Here is a 19748-nt window from a genome sequence, read left to right as displayed (position 1 = left end):
ATTGTTCAAAAGAAGTGCTGTTCTACTATAACAAAGGATTAAATAAATCCCAGCAACAAATACAAATTTGCTATGAAAAATTTCTCGCTATGTGCTTAAAACAACAACAAAAATTGGGCAAAGACCAAACCGGTTTTGCCCATTTGTCAGTTAAAGCCGAACCATTAAGCCCGAAGCCAGCGCTCTGCGGTAGGCTAAAAAGGCAGGGATAGCACCCAGTATCAGGGTGAGTCCCAATACGGCAGACAGCAACAAACCAGTTTGCTCATGCCAGGGGTTAATACTGATAAAAAGTCCGTATTGACTGGCTAACAGCTCACGAAAGCCCCAAAGTCCGGCGACTAAAATAAGCAGGGCAGAACCAATAGATAGCAATGCCATCAGCAGCAGTTCCAGCTCTATCAGCAAAAATACAGTGGAAGCCGGAGCGCCCACAGCCCTTAATATGGCCATTTCACGTTGACGTTCTTTTAAGCCCGCCAGTAAGGTCGTGACTATACCAACCAGCGTCGCTACTATCACTAAAGCTGTGATCAGTAACAGCATATTCTCTACCATGCTGAGCATCTGCCAAAGCTCCGCCAGAGCCACGCCTGGCAGAATGGCGGATAAAGGTTCAGCTTTAAATTCATTAAGCTGACGCTGTACTGCAAAAGTGGCCATTTTGGATTTTAAACCCAGCATATAAGCGGTAATGACTTTAGGTTCCAAATCCATACTCAGGCTTTGTTCTGCACTGATGCTTTTGCCTGGAGCAGGCATGCCACCACTTTGCCAACCTAAATGAATAGCTTCTATCCCCTGCAGCGGTATATGCACACTCTGATCCACAGGTGTACCTGTTGGGGAGAGAATACCCACTACTTCAAAAGGTTTATCTTTATGTTGGGTAAAGCTGATACTGCCGACACCATGCGACAAGGTGATTTGTTCACCCAGTTTATAACCCAGTTTTTGCGCAACCACAGAGCCTATAACCGCCTGATAGACTCCAGCAAAAACCTTACCCTCTGCCAGTTTCAACTGCTGTTTTTCGCCGTACTGGTAATACTTAAAATAATCCTCATTGGTGCCTATAACCCGATAACCACGATGCGAATCACCTAATGATATAGGAATACTCCAGGCCACTTGCGGATGAGTTTTTACCGTCTGATAATTCTTCCAGCCGATATTATTGGTGGCGTTACCAATACGAAATACCGAATACAACAATAAATTCAACTGGCTGGAGCGGGCACCCACAATCAGATCTGTGCCAGATACAGTGCTGGTAAAACTGCTTTTAGCTTCATGGCGAATATGATCAATACCCAATAACAAAGCGATACTGATGGTTAACGAAATCACCGTCATCAGCACTGTGCCTTTACGGTTCCATAAACTGGCTCTGGCCAACTGCATTAACATGGCTGAACTCCCTGCTGTAACTGCTCCATATCCAGCTCGAATTTAAAGTACGAGCGCAATGCCGGGTCGTGACTAACAAAAACCACTGTAGTGCCGCAAAGTTCAGCTTCGCTAAGCATCAACTGCATAAAACCATCTCTGTGTTTATGGTCTAAAGCTGAGGTAGGTTCATCGGCAATCAGCAAAGCAGGTTGAGTTAATAAAGCACGGGCTATAGCCACACGCTGCTGCTGGCCAACACTTAATTGATTGGCTGGTGCTTGCCACAGCTGCTGGTCTAAACCTAATTTCTGCAATAAGTAACGGGCACGCTGCTCAGCCTGTGGAATTTTTTTAGTAAAGGCGCTGACCAGCAAGACGTTTTGTAACACCGTTAAATACGGAATTAAGTTCAGTTGCTGGAATACCACGCCTATCGAAGAGGCTCGTAATTGGTCCCTTTTCGCGGCTGACAATGCTGTCATCGATTGACCGGCCACTAAAATATCGCCCTGTTGGCAAGGATAAATACCAGCCAGTAAATTCAATAAAGTAGTTTTACCTGAGCCGGAGGAACCATAAATAAATAAATGCTGGCCCTGTTCGAGTTTAAGCTGTGGAATATTCAATAAAGGGGGTTGATCCGGCCAACTGAACACTAGAGATTTGAGTTCAAGTGCCGGAATTTTCAGGTCTGTGTGCTCTGACATTACAAGGCTCATGTTATGATACGGCTTCTTTTGTGACCTTATAACATATGCAGAGGCTGAGGCTCCAATGGTTAAATCGTTATACATGGCGTTAATTCTGACTTTGGTCGCATTTACTGCGTTACCGGTAAAAGCTGAAGACTATAAGGCATTGGAATGGACAGATTTATTGCCGGAAGAAGATTTGAAAAAGATGGAACAACTGCCGGAAATCAGCCATGAAGGTGGTGAAGCTCCTGCTGGTGGCGCTTTAAATCAGGCTTTTGGTAATCAGGATCCGGCAGCTGCGGCCTGGAACGAAGTGCTGATGTCAGCCAATGTCAAAGGTGAGTTAAATAACCAAAAAGTAAAAGTGCCTGGTTTTATCGTGCCTGTGGAATATGATGCTGATCAAAACGTCACCGCATTTTTCCTGGTGCCTTATTTTGGTGCTTGTATTCACGTGCCACCACCGCCACCAAACCAGATTATTTTTGTCACCAACAAGCAAAAAATTAAAGGCGACATGATTTATTCGCCATTCTGGATCAGCGGCACTTTAACGACAGAGTCGATGAGTCATGATTTGGCCAAATCAGCTTACTCGATGAAAGCCGATAAAATCGAAGAATATACTTACGAGTAAGTAGTTTCTTGCATCCAATAAAAAATCGGCAACAGCCGATTTTTTATTGGATAATTAATGCTTTATTGACTTACTGTGCCGTTAGAGGCAAAGCCCCGCTCCCCGCAGCCCAATCCGCAGCTCCTTGTTCACCGTTCACTATCCACTGCACTGACACTTTTTCTACACCTGCCGCAATAGTAGCTAAATCCAATGTCAGAGCTTGTAAACGAGCTGGATTTTGACAGACCAGAGTGTAATTGGCATTTAAATCTGCATGTTGTGGTTTAGTGGTGCGTTCTGCAGTTAAATCTGAGCTGATATCCGTGCCTGTCACTGTGCAATTGGCTTCAGCGCCAAAACTAAACCAACTGGCATTGGTAAAATCCGCAATCATTTTTTGCACCAACTGACGCTCTGCATCATCTTTGGCCTGATGTTCAAAGCCAACAATATTGGCCGTAGGAGTAGCAAAAGCAAGTTCAGCTTCATTGCCTTCCAGCACAAAAGTCAAAACCGCCTGACCATGGGTGTGGCTACCGTGTTCTTCGTGCTGATGCTCCTGCGCTGCTACAGAGTGAACCAACAGACTCGAGCCAAGAAACAAACCTGATAGCCATGCTTTTGTATTCACAGTTTTTGATTGCACAACAAGCCACCACTCCAAAATAAAAATTCTTCCTTATCATAACCCCTGCTCCAGCAATATATAGGGTTTGATTTCACCTTTTACCGCAATTTTTTGTTAATCCAACTGTATGGCAGCTTTCGCAATGTTACTGATCTATTCCACCAGCACAGCCGTATCAAAAAACAAAATAATGGTAATCCGAGATGGCAAAGTTAATTCTGGTATTAGGTGATCAGCTCAGTCCTGCTCTGTCATCCTTACGCGACGTGCAACCTCAAGACAGAGTCTTAATGGCTGAAGTGGCCAGCGAGGCCAGCTATACCCCTCATCATAAACAAAAAATCATTTTAATCTTCAGTGCAATGCGCCATTTTGCTGCTGTACTGCAGCAACAGGGGATCCAGGTCAGTTATATCGATTACCAGCAGAAAGTAAGTAGCCTGACTGAAGCCGTCGCTATAGAACTTTCACGCCATCCGGAGCTGGACCAAATTTGTATCACCGAGTGCGGCGAATACAGGTTGGAGCAGGAAATTTTAGGCTGGCAGCAACAGTTTCAGCGTCCACTGCTGATGCTGGAAGATGACAGGTTTATTGCCAGCAAAGCCATGTTTCAGCACTGGGCTCAAGGTCGGAAACAGTATCGGATGGAGTATTTCTACCGTGAAATGCGCCGCTATACGGGTCTTTTAATGCAAGACGGAGCACCTGTAGGTGGGCAGTGGAATTTCGATGCCAGTAACAGAAAAGCCATGCCGGCTAAACAGCAGTTACCAGAAATCCTCAAGTTCGAACCCGACGAAATAACCAGTCAAGTCATAGCTTTAGTGAAACAGCAGTTTGCCACTAACATGGGCAATGCCGACTGTTTCAGTTATGCAGTGACAGGTAAACAAGCACGGCAGGCGTTTTTACATTTTGTTGAGCATCAATTGCCACTCTTTGGTGATTACCAGGATGCAATGCAACTGAACGAGCCTCATCTTTTTCACAGTATTTGTTCTATGTATTTAAACTGCGGCTTGTTGGATGTGCGCTGGGTCTGCCAAAAAGTGGAGCTGGCGTATAAAGAAGGCAAAGTGCCACTAAACGCTGCCGAAGGTTTTATTCGCCAATTGATTGGCTGGCGCGAATATGTTCGGGGTTTGTACTGGTTACTGATGCCAGAGTACAAAGAGCGTAATTTTCTAAAGGCCAATACCGCTTTGCCGTCCTATTACTGGACGGGCGAAACCAAAATGCGCTGTATGCAACAAGCCATCAGCCATACCATTGTTCATGCTTATTCGCACCATATTCAGCGCTTAATGATCACAGGTAATTTTGCCTTGTTGGCAGGCTTGTCCGTCGAAGAAATCTGCGATTGGTATCTGGCGGTTTATGCTGATGCCTACGAGTGGGTGGAACTACCAAATACACTCGGCATGGCGTTATTTGCCGATGAAGGTGTACTGGCATCCAAACCTTATGCAGCCAGCGGTAAATACATTCAGCGTATGAGCAACTACTGCAAAAGTTGTGCTTACGATGTTGCTGAAACCATCAGCCCCACAGCCTGCCCTTTTAACGCTTTGTACTGGAATTTTCTCGAACGTAATCAGGCTCAGCTGTCCGGCAATGCCAGAATGCAGTTGAGTTATCAGAACTGGTTCCGTAAATCGGATGACGAGCGTGCGCAAATCACAGAAAAAGCGCAAGCGTTGCTGCTCCATCTGGAGCAGCTATGAAACGCGCTTTGGTGCTGTTTAATCAAGCCATGCGTTGGCACGATAACCTGCTGCTGTCAGAACAAGCGGATGTTGATCAACTGATAGCAGTTCTGGTGTTGGACCCTGCCGAATATTTAACTACGCAATACGGCATACAACGCGCCAGCCTGCCGCGTTTGCAGGCTCAACTTAAACTACTGCTGGACTGGCAAAAGCAATGGCAGCAAAAACAGTTGGTGCTGCATCTTCGCATAGGCAACACGTCCGAGTGCCTGCAACAGCTGGCACAGCAGTATCAGGCACAAAGTTTAATCGCAGCAGAACCCACAGCGCCAGAGCAGTACCAGCAACTGCAGCGCACAGGTTTGAAACTAGAGCTGTATGATATCAATAGCTTGTTGCAACACCAGTTAAGGCCGGATTTGGTAACTTTGCCAAAAAGCTTCTCTGCTTTCAGACGAGAACACGAACCAGAGCTTTGGGTGCAGCAGCCACAGTCTTATGCTGTTTTTTCGCAGTTTTATGGCGTACCTGAACAGGCTTTGGATGCAGCAACGACCAACTTTATCAGCCGGTATCACAATCCATCTGCTGCTCTTCTTAACGAAGCTGCTGCATTAGAGCGACTGATACAGTTTATCTGGCAACAACAAGCAGTTCGCCACTACAAACAAAGCCGCGATGCCTTAGATGGCGAATGGAACAGCAGTTTATGGTCCTTTTATTTGGCCAATGGTTGCTTATCCGCTTGTTATGCCTGGCAGCAGGTATTGGATTTTGAGCAGCAACAGATCGCCAACGAATCAACCTACTGGATCCGCTTTGAGCTGTTATGGCGGGAGTATTTTCGCTGGCAGATGCGACAGCACAGCAGTGCCTGGTTTAGTAAAAATGCCTTTCGTCCGCCGCTGGATTTCTCTGCACCAGTTCCTGATCAACGCTTTGGCCTCTGGTGCCAGGGAAAAACTGGTCTGCCTTTTGTCGATGCCAATATCAAAATGCTGCTGCACACAGGCTGGATGTCAAACCGGGGTCGACAAAATGTCGCCAGTTATCTGATTTTTGAGTTACAGCAAGACTGGCGCTTAGGGGCTGCTTTTTTTGAGCAGCATTTGCTCGATTATGATTGTGCCAGCAACTGGTGTAACTGGGCTTATATAGCTGGGGTTGGTAATAGTGGTGCCCGGCAGTTTAACCAAATCAAACAAGCCTTAACCCACGATGCACAAGGTGACTTTGTTCGTCGCTGGCTACCGGAAAAAACGGCAGTTGGCGCCTTAGTGCATCTACCTGAAGCTCAAGTGCCTGTGCAGGATTTTTGGCGGCCTTTTCTGCAGCAATTGAAGACAAAAACATGATCAGTCTGGTCTGGTTTAAGCGTGATTTACGCCTTGATGACCACGGCCCTTTGGCTGAAGCGGCACGGCAAGGTGCTGTATTGCCTATGTATATTATTGAACCTGATTATTGGCAACAGCCTGATACCTCAGTGCGACAATGGCTTTTTATCGAACAAAGCCTACAGCTGCTGGACCAACAACTCACAGCCTTAGGGCAGCCCTTGTTGGTGATCAAAGGCCCTGCCACTCAAGTGATCCGACAGCTGTGTCAGGAGTTTCCGATCACCCAGGTCCTCAGCCATGAGGAAACCGGCAATTTGTGGACTTTCCAGCGTGATCTGGCGGTAAAACATCTGTTGAAAGAGCTGGCCATCCCATGGCGGCAATACCAACAACATGCTGTATTTCGGGCTTTAAAAGACCGCGACTTGTGGGCTGAACAAGCGGATTTGTATTTATCAGGCGCTTTGTACCAAAAACCAGCAGCTTTGCCTTTTATCTGCCATGGTCGTCAGCCGCTACAACCTTTCAGGCCACACAGAGCTTTGGATTTATCACCTTGCAGCTCAGCTCAGACTGCTTTTGCTCTGCCAGATACAGTACAAAGCTTTTTTAATTACAGAGCCAAAGACTACAGTCGGCACATTTCATTGCCTGATAAAGCCCAGCACAGCAGCTCACGCCTGAGCCCTTATCTGGCGTATGGCCAATTGAGTTTAAGAGCTTTACAGCAACAGACTTTGCGCAACATCAAGCAACAACCTGCCTTAAGTTTTGGCTTATCTTCGTTTTACAGCAGATTGCGTTGGCATTGTCATTTTATCCAGAAGCTGGAATCCGATCCGCTGATTGAAACCGAAGCCCTGCATCCGGGTTATGCCCGTTTGCGTAAGCAAGATTTTAATACCGACTGGTTTTGGGCCTGGGCTCATGGCTACACCGGCTATCCACTGATTGATGCTTGTATGCGCAGTTTACTGGCCACAGGCTGGCTGCATTTCCGTGCTCGCGCTATGTTAGTGGCTTTTGCCTGTTATCACTTATGGCTGGACTGGCGGCCTGTGGCTTTGCATCTGGCACAGTGTTTTGTCGACTACGAGCCAGGTATTCATTATCCACAAATTCAGATGCAGGCCGGCACTACCGGCATTAATCCAAACCGGATCTACAACCCAGTGTTACAAAGCCAACAAAAGGATCCTCAAGGGCACTTTATCAGGCGTTGGTGCCCTGAACTGCGTTTGTTACCCGATAGCTGGCTGCACCAGCCCTGGCTCATGCCATTGTCGTTGCAGCGCCAGTATGGCTGTGTGTTGGGCAGAGATTACCCTATGCCTGTGGTAGATCTGCAGCAGGCGATGCGACTGGCTAAACAGCGCCTGACTGAATGTAAACAACAGCAAGACCCACAGTGGTGGCGCGAGCAAAAACGTCAGGTTGTACAGCGCCATGCCAGTAGAAAAAGACCATCAAGGCGCAGTGCTAAAGCAGCAAGCTCAGCAGTTCAATTGAGCTTGGATCTGAACGAATAAAGCACTGAAAGGTCTATTTAAGTTATGCTAAATGCACTGAAGCCAAAAAGGATTTATTTATGACCATCACCGTCAGCCAACATACGCCGGGTCAATTACGACAGACCATCCAAATTCATAGCCATCAGATTAATGCCGATTTGACCGAAGCTGCAGGAGGAACTGATACAGGGCCAGATCCACATGATTTATTTGACGCTGCAGTAGCTACTTGTAAAGCCATGACCTTGCAGTTGTTTGCCAAACGCAAAAATATCCCGCTACAGGAAGTCAAAGTAGAAATCAGCCGGGATGACAGCGCCGAAGGCAAAGGTTTGTATCAGCTGCATGTCAGTCTGGAACTGATAGGTGATTTAACGGCAGAGCAGCGTGAGCAGTTACTGGCTATTGCAGACAAATGCCCTATCCATAAATTAATGACGCAAACCGAAGTACAGGTGCATACCAGCCTCAAAGCTGAACCAGTGTCAGCTGAAAACAGCGAGCCTTTGATTATTCAGCCGCAGGCCCGTGATATTGGTTTTATGATCAAAAGACTATTACCAGCCAAAGCACAGCGCCGTGTTGGTCCCTTTATTTTTGTTGATCATATGGGCCCCGCTACTTTTGCTGCAGGCAACACTGAAGGTGATGTGCGTCAGCATCCGCATATTGGCCTTGCTACCGTCACCTATTTATTTTCCGGCGCTATGTTACACAGTGACACGCTAGGTACCCACCAATTGATTGAGCCCGGTGCTATTAACCTGATGCGTGCAGGTAGCGGTATAGCGCATTCAGAACGTATTCCAGCCGATATCCGGGAGGGACAAGTCCAGGTTGAAGGCATGCAAATCTGGTTAGTTTTACCTGAAGATGAAGCCGAATCAGAGCCATCCTTTCAACATTACCCAGCGGCCTTGTTTCCTGCATTCCAGGTGCCTGGCAGTGAAATCCGGGTATTGTTAGGTGAATATTTTTCTCAGACTTCAGTGGTGAGCTTTCCATCCCGCTGCTGTTATGCTGAGCTGAAACTGGATCCGTGCGCCAGCTTGGCTTTACCTAAATCTGAACAGCAACTGGCAATTTATCTGGCCAAAGGGTCGTTAAAACAGCCTGTATTAACCGCAGGACAAATGCTGGTGATGACAGATGATTTAACAGTAGTTGCTGGCGATGACGGCGCGCATTTGATGGTATTAGGTGGCGATGAAGTGCCAGACCCAGTACTGCTCAGTTGGAATTTTGTCGCCAGAAACCCAGAACGTTTAGTGCAAGCCAAAGCAGACTGGAACAGCGGCAATTTCCCTCGACTAACTGATGATCCAGAGTGGATCCCAGCTCCATGATCTGAAACCCAAAGCAGATTATCCAGGTTTTCGCGCCGCCTGATACCATTCTGGCGGCTGTTGATCCAGCCACAATACAATAGAACTCAGACTCTCAAACATCCGCTGCAGATAAGCAGGATCTATATTCTGCCAGTCATCCTGTGGTGTATGGTAGTGAGTATGGGTATCTACACCAAAAAACAAATACGGGATACCGGCCCGGCGAAAAGGTGCGTGATCGCTGGCATTAGCCCAGTCTAACCGGTTTTGCCCTCTTAGCCCTTTGCCTCTGTGCCTTAGTTTTAAATTCACTGAAAAATCCCCGGCATTCAGATAATCCGTCACCCCAGGTAAAGAATGAGCGCCATACAGATACAAGTGATTCGCCCGCTCGCCGCGGCTGAGCATATCCAGATTAATATTCAGTATCAGCTGCTGCAGTGGTACTGGTGGTTCAGCGACAAAAGCTTTAGCACCATGAAGACCGGATTCTTCGGCGTCGGTAGCAATAAAAAGATAGCTGTATGAAGGACAAGGCTGAGTTTTTATCAGTGCAGCTAAAGCCAGCATAGTGGCTACACCAGATGCATTGTCGTCCGCACCATTGTAGACCTTGCCGGCTATAGTGCCTAAATGATCATAATGTGCCGTCATCACTATGTAACGGTCAGCGTTGTTGCAGCCTTTTAATGCCGCGATCAGATTCACACCTAGCTTGTCGACAAAACCTATGCTGTAGTCAAAAGGATGCTGAAAATCTGGCTGTAACGCCACTAAGCCCAAATCAGCAAAGCGCTGTCCTATATACTGACGCGCCAACTCAGCACCTGGCTGTGCAGTTTTACGCCCTGCCATAGGTTCATCTGACAATTGCTGGATATCATGCAATAAGGCTGAATTCGCTTTTAGGTTAAAACTCAAAACCTGAAGGAAAAACAGCAGTGCACAGAGCGTAATAGAATAAAACTTAGGCACTGCGATTTACCTCTTAATGCTGAACCACTGCAGTCATCAATCGATCTAGTTTACCCTGATAGCGATCACGTTCAGACCTGTTTGGAGCTGACCGCGCGGCAGAGCGTAAATACTGCTCTGCTTTATCTGTCATTCCAAGCGACAAGTGAGCTTTGGCCAGCCCAAATAACGCCTCTGCTGACTTTTTATCCAGGGCCAGACTTTTTCTGTAATGCTCGATAGCAGTCTGCACGTCGCCAGAGGCGAAAGATTCATCGCCTAACATAATGTGGTAATAGGGGTTTTGATTCCGTTTTGAATCGACCAGACGTTTTAATTGTTCAGCCTTTTCTGTTTGTCCTGTCGCTTCATAAAGTAGCGCTAAATTCGCTTTGGAATTCAGTTGTTCCGGATCCAATCGACCTGAGAGTAAATAGGCTTTTTCGGCCAGCTCAAACTGCTGTTTTTTCCGGTATAACACGGCAAGATTATTCCAGTTCTCCGCGGCTAAAGGGTCCGCTTTAATGGCCGCTTTTAAGTAGGTATATGACAAATCATCTTTGCCATAGACCATAGCTTCCGCAGCTTTGTTGTTATAGAACATGGCAATCACCTGACTCTGTTTTAGCGCAACAGAGGGAAAATGACTTTTATTACTTTGCACTCCGAAATCAATGACATAACTAAACACGCTGTAATCTACATTGCCATTAGTTTTGACGTTTTTACCACCCACAACATTCAAATTTACATGACCATTTAATAAACTCTGGCCATTATTCTGAGTCCAGTATTCAGGAATCTTAATATCTCTGAATTCCACATACAGATCTAACTCCTGTGCCAGGCTATAAGACAATATGGTCAAAGACAAACAATTTGCCTGTCTGGCCGCCAGAGTCTCAGCTGCAGTTAAAGTCGCATCATTTTGATACAACAAGTTGGTGCCTTTTTTTGAAAACAAATAAGTCAGCAATGCATCGGTTTTCTCCCGTGCAGAATCTGAAGATCGAGTCAAAGACCGGATTTCCATTTTAACCTGATCAGGTAAGGCAAAAATTTGCTCTGGTGATTCCACAACCTCAGCCACTGGCTGAAATAAGTCATCATTCCACAAGGTGTCAGGGGCAGTAGTTGGGCTATTGTTTTGCTGACATGCAGTTAAAAGCACAGCTACACAGATGTTCAGAAAGTATTTCATATTCATCATCTGCATCAATCTTTCATAGCTAAACTATAGGGCATATTTATCGGCTATTCTATTTTCTCCCTCCCCTTTCATCCCATTTTTTCACCCTTTGGTAAAATAGTAAATTTAGTACCAAAAGCAGAAAATAACTTTGCACTTTTATCATATTTGCACTATTAATCAAAGCTACTGTTTTGTTCAAATAACAAACAAAGGTGACTCTCGATGGAACAGTCGTTACTTTCACCCGTAGTGCATGAAAAAATCCGTCATTTGCATCCTGGCTCGCTGGTGGACTTACAGTTCTCACAACCCAGTAGCTTGAGAGTACGCACTTCGTTGGTCGGCTATGAGAAAAACCGCTATCTGGTGCTTAAACTGCCTCAACAAGTGGTCGATGGCGGCTACAAGGATGTGTTTATTGAAGGCAATATGACGGTTGTGCGTTGCCTGCTGGAAGGCGATTTAGGTGAGTGTATTGCCTTTAGAGCCATGATTAAAACTATCTCCCATCACCCTGTTCACTTGCTGTTTCTGGAATACCCCCAGCAAATTGAAAACCGATCCTTGCGGGCAAAGCAGCGGATCCGTGCTTTTATTCCGGCTTACGTCAATCCGCTGGAACAAGGAGCTTTGCCGGAAACCTTTTCACTTTATAACGGTTTTGTTATTGATATTTCGCCTTGTGGTTGCCGTTTTTCAATGAAGATGAATGCGGATGCCAGCCAAATCAGCAAGGTTTCAGTGATGATGGAGCTGTTGGTGCCAGGCGAAGAGGAGCGTATTCAGATCCCTGGGGAAATTATGAACTGCCATCTTGAATTACAGGAGTTGTCTTTAGGTATTAAGTTTGAATTGCCGGAGCGACAGGTCGCTAAAATGCTGCAACGTTTTATCGTCGACCCAGCCATCGCCAGTTGAGTAAAGGGTCAGAGCCTTGGCTCTGACCCTTTGGCTTGATTAGCCTAAGTTTGGTGCTAACCAGCTTTCAGCTTGCTCAGCGCTCCAGCCTTTTTTCGTTGCGTATTCATCTTTTTGGTCGGTGCCAATTTTGCTGACTGCAAAGTACTTGCTATCCGGATGAGCAAAGTACCAGCCACTCACTGCAGCACCAGGCCACATGGCGTAACTTTCAGTCAGCTGGATGCCAGTTTGAGCTTCCACATCCAATAACTGCCATAAGGTGCCTTTTTCAGTGTGTTCAGGACAAGCCGGATAACCAGGTGCAGGTCTTATACCCTGATACAGCTCACGAATAAGCTGCTCATTATCCAGAGCCTCGTCCGGCGCATAACCCCAGAATTCACGTCGTACCTTCATATGCAGGTATTCGGCTAATGCTTCAGCTAAACGGTCAGCTAAGGCTTTGACCATAATGCTGTTGTAATCATCGTGCTGAGCGGCAAATTCATCAGCCAGCTCATCAGCACCAAAACCAGTGCTGACAGCAAAACCGCCTATATAGTCAGCAATACCAGAACCCACAGGGGCAACAAAGTCAGCTAAGCAGCAGTTTGGGTTGTCGTTACGCAGCTGCAGTTGCTGACGTAAATTAAATAAACGGCAACGCTCTGTGGTTCTGCTTTCGTCTGTGTAGACAATAATGTCATCGCCCAAACTATTGGCCGGGAAAAAACCAAACACAGCTTTGCCCTGCACTTTCTTCTGCAGGATCATTAAATCCAGAATAGCATTGGCGTCTCTGTGCACACGCCGTGCTTCCATGCCCACGTCAGGGTGATTCAAAATGGCAGGATATTTACCGGACAATTGCCAGGTCAGGAAAAATGGCGTCCAGTCGATATAATCGCGCAGTACTTCTAAATCAACATCCTGCCATAAATGCACACCAGGCTGTTTAGGCGCAGGTGCCACTTTGGATAAATCCAGTTTGAATTTATTAGCACGGGCCTGCTCCAGCGTCAGCAGTTTTTCACCAGGGCGACTGCGGGCATGTTGGTCACGGGCTCTGTCGTATTCATCATTCACCCGCTCTAAAAAGGCTGGTTTATGTTCTTTGCTGATCAGCGACTGCACCACTGACACACTGCGTGATGCGTTTGGTACATAGACCACACCATGCTGATAATTCGGTGCAATTTTGATTGCTGTATGAGCTTTGGATGTCGTAGCGCCACCAATCAGCAACGGGATGTCAAAACCTAAACGGGTCATTTCTTTGGCTACATGCACCATCTCATCTAAAGACGGCGTAATAAGACCGGACAAGCCTATAATATCTACATTCAGCTCTTTGGCTTTTTGCAGCAAAGTGGCGCAAGGCACCATCACGCCAAGGTCGATGACTTCATAGTTATTACATTGCAGCACCACGCCTACAATATTTTTGCCTATGTCGTGCACATCACCTTTGACTGTCGCCATCAGCACTTTGCCCTGAGCACGGGCGCCGGTACCGGCTTTTTCCAATTCGATAAAAGGCTGTAAATAAGCCACAGCTTTTTTCATCACACGGGCGGATTTGACCACCTGAGGCAAGAACATCTTACCTTCACCGAATAAGTCGCCGACCACGTTCATGCCGTCCATCAACGGCCCTTCAATCACGTGCAAAGGACGCTCAACAGTTAAGCGGGCTTCTTCAGTGTCCTGATCGATAAAGTCGGTGATGCCTTTCACCAAGGCATGCTCAAGACGTTTATGCACAGGCCAGGCACGCCAGGCTTCGTCTTCTTTGACCGCAACAGAACCATCACCTTTAAACTCGGCCGCAATGTCCAATAAACGCTCTGTCGCATCTTCGCGGCGGTTTAAGATCACGTCCTCAACCCGCTCACGTAATAACTCTGGAATATCGTCATAGACTGCCAACTGACCGGCGTTGACTATGCCCATATCCATACCTGCCCCAATGGCGTGATACAGAAATACCGAGTGCATGGCTTCGCGCACCGGGTCGTTACCACGGAACGAAAAGGAGATATTGGATACACCGCCTGAAATTTTGGCGTAAGGGCATAAGCGTTTGATTTCACGGGTGGCTTCAATAAAGTCGACCGCGTAATTGTTATGCTCTTCGATGCCGGTCGCCACAGCAAAAATATTCGGGTCGAAGATAATATCTTCTGGCGGAAAACCAATTTGGTTGACCAGAATGTCATACGCGCGCTGACAAATTTCGACTTTGCGCGCTTTGGTATCGGCCTGACCTTTTTCATCAAAGGCCATCACTACCACAGCAGCACCATAACGTCGTAACAATTTAGCCTGATATAAGAACGGTTCAATGCCTTCTTTTAACGAAATAGAATTGACGACTGGCTTACCCTGAATACATTTCAGCGCAGCTTCAATCACCTCCCATTTCGACGAGTCGACCATAATAGGCACACGGGAAATATCGGGTTCGGACGCCAGTAAATTCAAGTAACGCACCATGGCCGCCTTGCTGTCGAGCATGGCTTCATCCATGTTGATATCGATGATCTGAGCACCACTTTCGACTTGCTGACGCGCAACATCCAAAGCTTTTTCGTATTCGCCTTCTAATATCAGCTTTTTAAAACGGGCTGAGCCTGTGACGTTCGTGCGTTCACCAACGTTAATAAAACGGGCTTGTTGTCGCATTACCACTCCAGACCAAAAGCTTCTAAACCAGACAAATGAAACTGATGCGTTTTCTGTTTCGGCTGACGTGCAGGCTTTCCTGCAACCACATCACTGATAGCACGAATATGTTCAGGCGTGGTGCCACAACAACCACCGACAATATTTAAAAAGCCCTGCTCTGCCCAGTCGGCGATTTCTTTGGCCATCTCTACTGCACCTAAATCATATTCACCAAATTCATTCGGTAAACCGGCGTTTGGATGCACTGAGACATAACACTCTGAAATACCAGACAAAGTCTCGACATAAGGCCTTAATAAATCCGGGCCTAAAGCGCAATTCAGACCAAAGCTGACCGGTTGCACATGAGCTAATGAATGGTAAAAAGCTTCAGTGGTCTGGCCGGACAAAGTACGACCAGAGGCGTCGGTGATAGTGCCTGAGATCATCACAGGTAAGCTGACCCCCAATTCATCAAAGACTTTGAGTACAGCAAAAGCAGCGGCTTTGGCGTTTAAGGTATCAAAAATGGTTTCCAGCATAATAATGTCAGCACCACCTTCAATCAGCGCCACAGTGGATTCACAGTAAGCGCTGACTAAAGTATCAAAGTCGACATTACGGTAACCCGGGTCGTTCACATCAGGTGAAATAGAAGCTGTTCTGTTGGTTGGGCCTAATACACCTGCAACAAAACGTGGTTTGTCCGGCGTGCTGTATTCATCACAGGCCTGACGCGCCAAAGCCGCTGACTCGCGGTTGATGCGGGCCGATAAATGCGACATATCGTAATCAGCCATAGCAATAGGCGTGGCGTTAAAGCTATTGGTTTCCAGAATATCAGCACCAGCAGCTAAGTACTGGCGATGAATATCCAGGATCAATTGTGGTTTAGTCAGCACCAGCAAATCGTTATTGCCTTTCAGATCAGTAGACCAATCGGCAAATTCAGTGCCACGATAATCTGCTTCCTGCAATTTATATTGCTGGATCATGGTGCCCATAGCACCATCTAACACAAGAATACGTTCCGCCAACAGCGCACGAAGGGCGTCTGGCGTTAACACAGTGCGATTGGTCATTACTGCTGCCCTATCTGCTGAATATCAAAAGGTGTGGCCTGATACACATAATAATTCAGCCAGTTGCTGAACAATAAAAAGGCATGGCTTTGCCATAGCTTATGTGGACCTTTGGCCGGATCGTTTTGTTTATAGTAGTTCTCGGGAACTTTTGGCTCAAGACCTGCGGCCAGATCACGCTGGTATTCATCATTTAAAGTGGTTAAATCGTATTCTGGATGACCAGTAACAAAAACCCGGCTACCCGTGCTGTTTTGCAGCAAGTAGGCGCCTGTTGCATCGGCTTCTGCCAACACATGCAAATCCGGGTGATGTTGATACTTTTGTTTGGGCACCTGAGCATAACGCGAATGTGGCACTAAAAACTCATCATCAAAACCCCGTACCAACGGGCTTAAAGGCTGAGAAACATTTTGCCAGTAGACACCGGATAACTTCTCACCACGAATTTCGCGCTGCAAGCCATAATAATGATACAAAGCAGCATGAGCAGCCCAGCATAAAAACAAGGTTGAAGTCACATGACGGTCAGCCCAGGTCAGAATTTCTGCCAGCTGAGGCCAGTAACTAACATCTTCGTAATTAACTAAACCTAAAGGCGCCCCCGTGATAATCAGGCCGTCATAATTTTGCTGCTGCACATCAGAAAAATAGCGGTAAAAACAGTCCAGATGGTTTTGTGGCGTATGTTTGCTGACATGGTTATCGAGTCGTATCAGCTCCACATCCACCTGCAGCGGGCTATTGGCTAACAAGCGTAATAACTGGATTTCAGTCGCGACTTTGTTCGGCATTAAATTCAGAATGGCAATTTTCAGCGGCCGGATATCCTGCGACAAAGCCCGGCTTTCAGTCATGACAAACACATTCTCCGCAGAAAGAGCTTCTACAGCAGGTAACTGATCAATGACTTTAATAGGCATAGCATCTCCGACAAGGCTGAAAAATGAGGTTACTCTGGCTCAAAGCAGTGGAAATGTCAACTTCTAAACGTTTAGACGTCTAAATAAAGATGTAAAAATATCCTGCAATATTTCCAACTGCATTATTCCTGTTTATGCTTAAAAAACCTTTTACCCACAGTACAAAATAATGTTCAAAACCTGTTGCTGGCTTTTATTGTTATGGCTCCTGCAGAGCGGCTTTTCTGTTTTAGCAAAGCCTTTAACTATATACATCCGTGATGATGTCTATCAGGACTATCTGGCTTTTTTAAATGGGCGTGATGTATTGGAGCTCACTGATTTCAGTGGCAGTTTTATGCGCCGGGATGTAGCTGACATGGTACTGCTGCAGCAGGCTTTGAAGTTAGGTGGCTTTCATCAAAGCTTTCAATACCTGCCTGGCAAGGTAAATTTCCGTAATACCAAAATGCTGGAAAACGGCGAGCTGCTACTGAGTTTTGATACTTACTGGCTCAGTGATGCAGCTAAATTGAGCGACAAAGTCTATATATCCAGCCCTATTGTGAAGCGTGGCCAGTACATGGCCGGGATCTACGCGAGCCCAAAAAACAGCAAAGTCTTTGCCATCAAAAAGCTAGATGATCTTAAACAACTGACCGCTGTCTCGACCCCGAAATGGCATACCGATTGGGCCACTTTATCGGCATTGCCGCTTAAAGAACTGATACGGGAAGACGAATGGCTGAGTCAGGCTCGCATGGTTCATATGCAATGGGTAGATTTTATGTTGATGCCCTTTTATCCATCCACTGATGGTAGCTTTGTGCTTGAGCAAATTAGACTACAGTTGGTACCTGGTTTAGCAGTGCTGCTGGATGACAGTCGACATTTTGTCATCAGCAAACAACACCCCCAAGGTAAGCAGGCTTACATAGCCCTTAACAAAGGTCTGGCGCTGCTGGAACAACAAGGCCGTATCGAACAACTTTATTCGCAGGCTGGATTTTTTATCGATCAGAAAAAATACAAAGTACTGAATACAGCTCCAGCTCAGTAACAGCCGAATGCTAACTGCATAAAATACACTGTATTTTGCCAAACAACTCTTCGAAATCAAAAGCCGCACAACCAAAAACAATAAACCCGACAAAAGCCGGGTTTATTTGAAGTGTTACTTTTAGGATCTGCTTACAGATCGGCTTCAGCGTCTTCTGGCACCATGCCAAAATCTTCTGCTGGTGACGGAGCACCTTTAGACGGTTCCAGTAACAGCATACGACGTAATTCAGCTTCAATTTCTTTGGCAACAGCAGGATTTTCCTGCAGGTACTTCATGGCGTTGGCTTTACCCTGACCAATTTTGTTGCCTTTGTAGGCATACCAGGCACCGGCTTTGTCGATCAGCTTATGCAGTACGCCTAAGTCCACTAACTCGCCATCTTTGCTGATACCTGCGCCGTACATAATAATAAATTCGGCTTGTTTAAAAGGCGGTGCTACTTTGTTTTTCACCACTTTGACTCGGGTTTCATTACCCGTCACTTCGTCGCCATCTTTGACAGAACCAGTACGACGAATATCTAAACGCACTGAAGCGTAGAATTTTAACGCGTTACCGCCTGTCGTGGTTTCTGGTGAACCAAACATCACACCAATTTTCATCCGGATTTGGTTGATGAAAATACATAAAGTGTTTGAACGTTTGATATTACCTGTCAGTTTACGCAAAGCCTGAGACATTAAACGTGCCTGCAAACCTACGTGGCTGTCCCCCATATCGCCTTCAATTTCAGCGCGTGGGGTTAAAGCTGCCACTGAGTCGACAACAATCACGTCTACCGCAGCTGAACGTACTAACATGTCACAAATTTCCAGTGCCTGTTCACCGGTATCCGGCTGAGACACTAATAAGTCATCAACATTTACACCTAATTTTTTAGCGTATACAGGGTCTAAGGCGTGTTCAGCATCGATAAAAGCACAGGTTTTACCCATACGCTGAGCTTCAGCGACAACTTGTAAAGTTAAAGTGGTTTTACCTGAAGATTCAGGACCGTAGATCTCAACAATACGACCACAAGGCAAACCGCCTATGCCGAGCGCAATATCCAAACCTAACGAACCTGTAGGGATAAAGTCGATATCAAGCGCAGTGCTGTCGCCCAGACGCATAATTGAACCTTTACCAAACTGGCGTTCGATTTGACCTAAGGCTGCGGTCAGTGCTTTTTGTTTATTGTCGTCCATTGCTCTCTCCGGTGGATTCTTGGATGCACTCAAAGTGCTGTATGCTCATACAGTAGTCTTTTTGCTTTAGTCTGTCAATAACAAGATCAGCTGCTGCAAGACAAAATCGATCGCCTGCTGGCGCACTGTCGCTCTGTCACCATCAAAGATGCGATGCGACAATACCTGATGGCCCTGAATTTCAAAACAAAAATGTACAGTACCCACAGGTTTAGTGGCAGATCCGCCATCAGGGCCTGCAATACCAGACACAGCGACCGCCACTTCAGCTCCAGCAGATTTGGCTGCACCTACTGCCATTTCCAAAACTGTTTCTTTACTGACAGCACCGAATTGCAACAAAGTTTCGGCTTTAACCCCTAACAGCTGTTGCTTGGATTTATTGCTGTAGGTGACAAAAGAGCGGTCCAGATAAGCAGAACTGCCAGGCACTGCGGTCAACACATAAGCAATACCACCGCCAGTGCAGGATTCTGCTGTGGTGATACTGATGTTTTTCCGCAATAATAGCGCTCCGAGATCCGCCGCCAAGTTGTAGGTGGTTACTGGAATTGTCATCTTTGGTCCAACGCAGGA

The 19748-nt window shown here is 46.4% G+C and carries 17 protein-coding genes; 7 read left to right on the top strand and 10 right to left on the bottom strand.

Annotation, left to right across the window (positions count from 1 at the left end):
* Nucleotides 1-150: 150 nt before the first annotated feature.
* Nucleotides 151-1410, bottom strand: coding sequence for an ABC transporter permease (locus LSG34_RS06285; protein WP_233007973.1), 1260 nt, complete (start codon nt 1408-1410; stop codon nt 151-153).
* Complete coding sequence (locus tag LSG34_RS06280) at nt 1404-2099, bottom strand: ABC transporter ATP-binding protein (protein ID WP_233007972.1); 696 nt, start codon at nt 2097-2099, stop codon at nt 1404-1406. The genes LSG34_RS06285 and LSG34_RS06280 overlap by 7 nt, the downstream gene beginning before the upstream one ends.
* Before the next feature lie 67 nt (nt 2100-2166).
* Here LSG34_RS06280 and LSG34_RS06275 point away from each other — a divergent pair, with 67 nt between their 5' ends.
* Nucleotides 2167-2724: a DUF3299 domain-containing protein gene (locus tag LSG34_RS06275; protein ID WP_233007971.1), complete on the top strand. Its 558-nt coding sequence runs from the start codon at nt 2167-2169 to the stop codon at nt 2722-2724.
* A gap of 70 nt (nt 2725-2794) precedes the next feature.
* Here the strand turns inward: LSG34_RS06275 and LSG34_RS06270 are convergent, their stop codons facing one another.
* Entirely contained in the window at nt 2795-3352 is a 558-nt protein-coding gene (locus tag LSG34_RS06270; protein WP_233007970.1) for a ZrgA family zinc uptake protein, read from the bottom strand.
* 185 nt (nt 3353-3537) lie between these two features.
* Between LSG34_RS06270 and LSG34_RS06265 the strand changes: the two genes are divergently transcribed.
* Genes LSG34_RS06265 through LSG34_RS06250 form a run of 4 tightly spaced genes read left to right on the top strand, consistent with a single transcriptional unit; the run spans nt 3538 to nt 9243 of the window.
* Entirely contained in the window at nt 3538-5061 is a 1524-nt protein-coding gene (locus tag LSG34_RS06265) for a cryptochrome/photolyase family protein (RefSeq protein ID WP_233007969.1), read from the top strand.
* Nucleotides 5058-6401 carry an FAD-binding domain-containing protein gene (locus tag LSG34_RS06260; RefSeq protein WP_233007968.1) on the top strand — a complete coding sequence of 448 codons (1344 nt, stop codon included), beginning with the start codon at nt 5058-5060 and terminating at the stop codon, nt 6399-6401. The genes LSG34_RS06265 and LSG34_RS06260 overlap by 4 nt, the downstream gene beginning before the upstream one ends.
* Nucleotides 6398-7915 carry a cryptochrome/deoxyribodipyrimidine photo-lyase family protein gene (locus LSG34_RS06255; protein WP_233007967.1) on the top strand — a complete coding sequence of 506 codons (1518 nt, stop codon included), beginning with the start codon at nt 6398-6400 and terminating at the stop codon, nt 7913-7915. The genes LSG34_RS06260 and LSG34_RS06255 overlap by 4 nt, the downstream gene beginning before the upstream one ends.
* A 59-nt stretch (nt 7916-7974) precedes the next feature.
* Entirely contained in the window at nt 7975-9243 is a 1269-nt protein-coding gene (locus LSG34_RS06250; protein ID WP_233007966.1) for a pirin family protein, read from the top strand.
* 18 nt (nt 9244-9261) lie between these two features.
* Here LSG34_RS06250 and LSG34_RS06245 read toward each other — a convergent pair whose 3' ends face one another.
* Nucleotides 9262-10200 carry a M28 family peptidase gene (locus LSG34_RS06245; protein ID WP_233007965.1) on the bottom strand — a complete coding sequence of 313 codons (939 nt, stop codon included), beginning with the start codon at nt 10198-10200 and terminating at the stop codon, nt 9262-9264.
* Between the two features lie 13 nt (nt 10201-10213).
* A complete protein-coding gene (locus tag LSG34_RS06240) occupies nt 10214-11389 on the bottom strand; it encodes a tetratricopeptide repeat protein (protein ID WP_233007964.1) in 1176 nt (391 codons plus the stop codon).
* A 204-nt stretch (nt 11390-11593) separates the two neighbouring features.
* Between LSG34_RS06240 and LSG34_RS06235 the strand changes: the two genes are divergently transcribed.
* Entirely contained in the window at nt 11594-12289 is a 696-nt protein-coding gene (locus tag LSG34_RS06235; protein ID WP_233007963.1) for a flagellar brake domain-containing protein, read from the top strand.
* Between the two features lie 39 nt (nt 12290-12328).
* On the opposite strand, the gene metH is transcribed toward LSG34_RS06235, so the two are convergent.
* The 3 genes from metH to metA are packed head-to-tail and all read right to left on the bottom strand — an operon-like array spanning nt 12329 to nt 16943.
* Nucleotides 12329-14956 carry a methionine synthase gene (gene metH / locus LSG34_RS06230; protein WP_332909081.1) on the bottom strand — a complete coding sequence of 876 codons (2628 nt, stop codon included), beginning with the start codon at nt 14954-14956 and terminating at the stop codon, nt 12329-12331.
* Nucleotides 14956-16020, bottom strand: coding sequence for a homocysteine S-methyltransferase family protein (locus LSG34_RS20845; protein ID WP_332909080.1), 1065 nt, complete (start codon nt 16018-16020; stop codon nt 14956-14958). Before LSG34_RS20845 ends, metH begins: the two co-directional genes overlap by 1 nt.
* A complete protein-coding gene (metA, locus tag LSG34_RS06225) occupies nt 16020-16943 on the bottom strand; it encodes a homoserine O-acetyltransferase MetA (RefSeq protein WP_233007962.1) in 924 nt (307 codons plus the stop codon). The genes LSG34_RS20845 and metA overlap by 1 nt, the downstream gene beginning before the upstream one ends.
* Before the next feature lie 169 nt (nt 16944-17112).
* Between metA and LSG34_RS06220 the strand changes: the two genes are divergently transcribed.
* Complete coding sequence (locus LSG34_RS06220; protein WP_233007961.1) at nt 17113-17982, top strand: hypothetical protein; 870 nt, start codon at nt 17113-17115, stop codon at nt 17980-17982.
* A gap of 131 nt (nt 17983-18113) precedes the next feature.
* On the opposite strand, the gene recA is transcribed toward LSG34_RS06220, so the two are convergent.
* On the bottom strand, nt 18114-19172 hold the full coding sequence (gene recA, locus LSG34_RS06215; protein ID WP_233007960.1) for a recombinase RecA: 1059 nt from the start codon (nt 19170-19172) through the stop codon (nt 18114-18116).
* 66 nt (nt 19173-19238) lie between these two features.
* Nucleotides 19239-19730 carry a CinA family protein gene (locus LSG34_RS06210; protein WP_233007959.1) on the bottom strand — a complete coding sequence of 164 codons (492 nt, stop codon included), beginning with the start codon at nt 19728-19730 and terminating at the stop codon, nt 19239-19241.
* Between the last annotated feature and the right edge of the window lie 18 nt (nt 19731-19748).

The organism is Rheinheimera faecalis, from assembly GCF_021290965.1.
Lineage (GTDB): Bacteria > Pseudomonadota > Gammaproteobacteria > Enterobacterales > Alteromonadaceae > Pararheinheimera > Pararheinheimera faecalis.
The sequence above is the reverse complement of the archived record's forward strand: the minus strand, read 5'-3'. Positions and strand labels throughout refer to the sequence as shown.